Here is a 5,167-nt window from a genome sequence, read left to right on the forward strand (position 1 = left end):
GGCCAGCAGCCACGGGGTGCGGACCATGTAGGAGAATCCCTCGCGCATGTCGGCGAACGCGGCGCGGACCGGGTGGCCCGCGTGCGCGGCATCGAGGGTGCGGCGGACGGGGGTGCTCGGGACCCGGGTGAGGACCACCAGCGCCACGGCCGAGGACGCCGCGGCGAGGGTGAACGCCGTCCCCGGGGAGCTCGCGGCCACGACGGCACCGGCGACGGCGGGGCCGATGGCCTGCCCGATCGTGGGGCGGACCATGCCCTCGAAGCCGTTGACTGCCTGGAGGTCGGACTCGGGGATCAGCGCCGGCAGCCACGCCGAGTAGGCGGGGTAGTAGAACGCCATCCCCATGCCGGTCACGAAGGTGACGCCCGCGAGCATCCACACCGCGTTGAGGTCGGTGGAGGAGAGGAAGGCGACCAGCGACATGCCGAGCAGCTCGACGAGGGCGACGACGAGCAGGATCAGCTTCTGCGGGACCCGGTCGGCCACCACGCCGGCGAGCAGGGCCGGGACGAGCACGCCGACCGCGCTGGCGGTCATCACGGTGGAGAGCTGGCCCGGTCCGCCGCCGAGGCGGATGACCTCCCAGACGAGCGCGACGATCCACACGCCGCCGGCGAACGAGCTCGCGGCCAGGGCGAGCGCGAGCCAGCGGTAGGCGGGGATCCGGAAGGGGGTCAGGGCGCGGGGGAGCCGTCGGCCGACCACCTGGTCGCCGACCGTGTCCTGCACCTGGTCGATCAGCGGGTCCGGCATGGGGAAGAGTCTGCCCGTCGGCACCGACAGCGGGCCACCGAATTGGGTCGCTAGCCTGCTCGGCATGCGCGCTGCCCAGGTCGTCACCCTCACCGGTCCCTCCGACGTCGTCGTCAACGACGTCCCCGAGCCCACTCCCGGACCCGACGACGTGCTCGTCGAGGTCCACAGCGTCGGGGTCGCCTTCCCCGACCTGCTGCTGAGCCGCGGGGAGTACCAGATGAAGCCGGAGCCGCCCTTCAACCTCGGCGTCGACTTCGCCGGCCGGGTCCTCGACCCCGGCACCAGCGCGCTGGTCGTCGGCCAGCGGGTCGCCGGCGTGGCCGGCTGGGGCAACGCCGCCGAACGGGTCGCCTCGCCCGCCATCTGGACCTTCCCGCTGCCCGACGCCCTGTCGTACGACGAGGGCGCCGCGCTGCCGCTCAACTACCTGACCGCGCAGTTCGCCCTCAAGGACCGCGGCGGGATCCGCGAGGGCGAGACCGTGCTCGTGCACGGCGCGGCCGGCGGGGTCGGCACCGCCACCCTCCAGGTCGCGAAGGGGTACGGCGCCCGCACCATCGCCGTGGTCAGCACCGAGGAGAAGCTCGCCGTGGCGCGTGCCGCCGGGGCCGACGACGCCGTGCTGGTGGACGGCTTCAAGGACCGCGTCAAGGAGCTCACCGACGGCCGGGGCGTGGACATCGTCCTCGACGTCGTCGGCGGCGACCTGTTCACCGACTCGCTGCGCTGTCTGGCCGAGCAGGGCCGGGTGCTCGTGGTCGGCTTCGCCGCCGGCCAGGGCATCCCCGAGGTCAAGGTCAACCGGCTGCTCCTCAACAACGTCGACGTCCGCGGCGTCGGCTGGGGTGCCTACGCGATGACCCGCCAGGACTTCATGCAGCAGCAGTGGACCGAGCTGCTGCCGATGATCGAGAGCGGGACGATCAGGCCGCCCATCGGCGCGACGTACGCCCTCGAGGACTTCGGCCGGGCCCTCATCGACATGGACGAGCGCCGCACGCTCGGCAAGAGCGTCGTACGGGTGCGCTGACCGGCCGCGGCGACCGACTGGCTGACCGGTGTGGGTGCCGCCGGTTAGGGTCGGGTCCGTGAGCATCCTCGACGACGCCCGCCCGGGCATGAACCCTGACATCCGTCCCCAGGACGACCTGTTCGGCCACGTCAACGGCCGCTGGCTCGACGAGACCGAGATCCCCAGCGACCGTTCGAGCTGGGGCCCCTTCGTCCAGCTCGCCGACGTCGCCGAGCAGCAGGTCAACGACATCATCACCTCGCTGGCCGAGACGCCTGCCGACGAGCTCGGCGAGGACGCCCGCAAGATCGGCGACCTCTTCGCCTCCTTCATGGACGAGGAGGCCATCGACAGGCTCGGCACGCGCCCGATCCAGCCGCTGGTCACCGCGGTCGAGGCGCTGCGCGACGTGCGTGACCTGGCCGCGTTCCTCGGCGAGTTCGAGCGCATCGGCGGCGCCGGCCTGTTCGGGTCCTACATCGACACCGACGACCGCAACTCCGATCGCTACCTCTTCCACATCACGCAGGGCGGCCTCGGGCTCCCGGACGAGAGCTACTACCGAGAGGACAAGTTCGCCGAGATCCGCGAGGCGTACGTCGGCTACCTCACCCGGCTGCTCGAGCTCGGCGGCCACCCGCACCCCGCGGCCGCGGCGCAGACCGTCCTCGACGTGGACACCCGCCTGGCCAAGGGCCACTGGGAGCGCGCGGAGACCCGCGACGTCCAGAAGACCTACAACCTGATGACGCTCGAGGAGCTCAAGGAGCTCGCGCCGGCCTTCGACTGGGAGGCCTACGTCACCAACCTCGGCGGCAGCGCGGAGACCATCGCCGAGTCGTGCGTCCGTCAGCCGTCCTACCTGGCGCACCTCTCGACCGTGCTGGAGGAGGTCGACATCGAGCAGTGGCGCCCGTGGCTGCTGTTCCACGTGCTGCGCTCCGCGGCGCCGTACCTCCCCGACGACTTCGTGCAGACCAACTTCGACTTCTACGGCCGCACCCTCAACGGCACCCCCGAGCTGCGCGAGCGCTGGAAGCGCGGCGTCGCGCTGGTCGAGGGCGCGATCGGCGAKGCCGTCGGCAAGGTCTACGTCGAGCGCCACTTCCCGCCCGAGTCCAAGGCGATGATGGACGACCTGGTCGCCAACCTGCTCCAGGCCTACCGCGTCTCCATCGAGGCGCTGGACTGGATGACCGAGGAGACCAAGCAGAAGGCCTACGACAAGCTCGACACCTTCCGGCCCAAGATCGGCTACCCGGAGAAGTTCCGCGACTACAGCAACCTGCGGGTCACCCCCGGCGACCTGATGGGCAACGTCGCGGCGTCGGCGGCGTACGAGACCGACCGCGAGCTGGCCAAGATCGGCTCGCCGGTCGACCGCGACGAGTGGTTCATGCTGCCGCAGACGGTCAACGCCTACTACAACCCCGGCACCAACGAGATCTGCTTCCCGGCGGGGATCCTGCAGAAGCCGTTCTTCAGCCCCGACGCGCACGCCGCGGAGAACTACGGCGGCATCGGTGCGGTCATCGGGCACGAGATCGGCCACGGCTTCGACGACCAGGGCGCGCAGTACGACGGCGCCGGCAACCTCAACGACTGGTGGACCGCCGACGACAAGGCCGCCTTCGAGGTCAAGTCCAAGGCGCTCATCGAGCAGTACGACGGCTTCGAGCCGCGCGCGCTGCCCGGCGAGAAGGTCAACGGCGCGCTGACGGTCGGCGAGAACATCGGCGACCTCGGTGGCCTGACCATCGGCCACAAGGCGTTCGTCATCGCCGAGGGCGGCGAGGCCTCGCTGGAGGACCGCCGCAAGGTCTTCCTCAACTGGGCCTACTGCTGGCGCACCAAGCGGCGCAAGGAGCAGGAGCAGCAGTACCTCACCATCGACCCGCACTCGCCGCCGGAGTTCCGGGCCAACATCGTGCGCAACCTCGACGAGTTCCACGAGGTCTTCGAGACCTCGACCGATGACGCCCTGTGGGTCGAGCCGGAGCAGCGCGTCCGCATCTGGTGAGTCAGGCGGCTCCCTCCGCGACGCGGGGGGAGCCGTGCTGGCGGCGCCACGTGGCGAAGTCCCAGCCCGCCATGAACGCCGTCGCGGCGCCGACCCCGTTGTCGAAGAGTCCCCGCTTGGTCCGCGCCGAGAGCCGGAAGTCGGTGGAGCGCACGCCGTCGGTCTTGACGAAGACGGTGCGCGAGACGACCGAGGGCTGCTCCTCGATGATGCGGTCGTGGGCGTTGGTCATGGTCGCGACGAGGGCGCGGGCCAGCGCCAGGGGGTCGTCGGCGTCGTACCACGGCTCCTCGCTCAGCGAGCACCCCGCGGAGAGCCGGATCCCGATGGTGGGGTGCTCGGGCTCGTCGTCGAAGAGGCCGATCGGGAAGTTCGAGAGCATCCCGCCGTCGGTGAGCACGATCTCGGTCCGGCCGCCCGTGAGCGCCGGGTCGACGGGCAGGTGCCAGGGCCGGAAGAAGAACGGGATCGACGCCGAGGCCCGGACCGCGTCGGCGACCGGCATCGCGTCGGGCGAGCAGCCCAGCAGTCGCTCGTAGTCCCAGGGCAGGCGCAGCATCCGTCCGCGCGAGACGTCCGAGACGATGACGACCAGGCGGTAGCGGTGCTCGACCGGAGTGCGCGAGGTGGTGCCCGGCAGTCGCAGGTCGCCCCAGGTCCGGACGCCGGCCCCGGCCAGCGTGAACTGGATCCAGCGGTGCAGGCTGCGGCCCTGGTGCAGTCCCTCGCGGGCGAGGAGGTCGAGGCCGTTGCCGAGCGGGCCGAGGAGCCGGCCGGCGGGACCCTCGTCGAGGAAGTCGGCGAAGTCGGTGTCGATCGTCAGCTCCTCGAGGCGGTGCCCCATCCCGGCGGCCACCAGCGAGGCGACGATGGCGCCCGCGGACGTGCCGGCCACCCGGTGGAAGTCGTAGGTCTCGGCGAGGACGTGCACGGCGCCGGCCAGGCCGGCACCCTTGACGCCTCCACCCTCGAGGACCAGGTCACTCGTGGACATGTGCTTCCTCCGGCCTCCGGCGCCCCGTGGTGCCGGCTCGAAGGTAAAGAGAGTGCGGACCTCGCCCTGATACGCCGCTGCTCAGCCGCGCGGGACGATGCCGTGTCCAGAGGTGTGAGTCTACGCTCGCTCCATGCGAGCAGCGGTGACGATCGACGGCGGGATCCTCGTGGGTCATGACGGGTCCAGTGCCTCCGGCCAGGCCGTCGTGTGGGCGGGTCGGCACGCCGCCCGCCTCGGGATCCCCCTGCACGTGCTGCGGGCCTGGAGCCTGACCAACGCGCCCCGCCCCGCCTCGATGCAGCGGGGCTACGTCCCTCCGGAGGCGGACTTCGAGCAGGCAGTCCTCGACCAGCTCGCCCGCGACGTGCAGGCCCTGCAC

The 5,167-nt window shown here is 71.5% G+C and carries 5 protein-coding genes; 3 read left to right on the forward strand and 2 right to left on the reverse strand.

What is annotated here, in order from left to right; translation table 11 throughout:
- A partial coding sequence (locus ACXJKL_RS13950; RefSeq protein WP_457207645.1) for an MFS transporter occupies window positions 1-756 on the reverse strand: 756 nt, incomplete at its 3' end.
- Window positions 757-820: 64 nt separating this feature from the next.
- Between ACXJKL_RS13950 and ACXJKL_RS13955 the strand changes: the two genes are divergently transcribed.
- Window positions 821-1,789, forward strand: a complete 969-nt coding sequence (locus ACXJKL_RS13955) for an NADPH:quinone oxidoreductase family protein (protein WP_457207646.1) — start codon at window positions 821-823, stop codon at window positions 1,787-1,789.
- A gap of 58 nt (window positions 1,790-1,847) precedes the next feature.
- Window positions 1,848-3,791: a M13 family metallopeptidase gene (locus ACXJKL_RS13960; RefSeq protein WP_457207647.1), complete on the forward strand. Its 1,944-nt coding sequence runs from the start codon at window positions 1,848-1,850 to the stop codon at window positions 3,789-3,791.
- A 1-nt stretch (window position 3,792) separates the two neighbouring features.
- On the opposite strand, the gene ACXJKL_RS13965 is transcribed toward ACXJKL_RS13960, so the two are convergent.
- A complete protein-coding gene (locus tag ACXJKL_RS13965; RefSeq protein ID WP_457207648.1) occupies window positions 3,793-4,785 on the reverse strand; it encodes a patatin-like phospholipase family protein in 993 nt (330 codons plus the stop codon).
- Window positions 4,786-4,918: 133 nt separating this feature from the next.
- On the opposite strand from ACXJKL_RS13965, the gene ACXJKL_RS13970 reads away from it, so the two are divergent.
- Window positions 4,919-5,167, forward strand: a 249-nt coding sequence (locus ACXJKL_RS13970; protein ID WP_457207649.1) for a universal stress protein, incomplete at its 3' end; no start/stop codon positions are given.

Source organism: Nocardioides sp. P5_C9_2, from assembly GCF_054049555.1.

Bases quoted from the DNA above. Each gene is read 5' to 3' on its own strand.
- ACXJKL_RS13955 (WP_457207646.1), top strand. From the start codon at position 821: ATGCGCGCTGCCCAGGTCGTCACCCTCACCGGTCCCTCCGACGTCGTC.
- ACXJKL_RS13965 (WP_457207648.1), bottom strand. From the start codon at position 4,785: ATGTCCACGAGTGACCTGGTCCTCGAGGGTGGAGGCGTCAAGGGTGCC.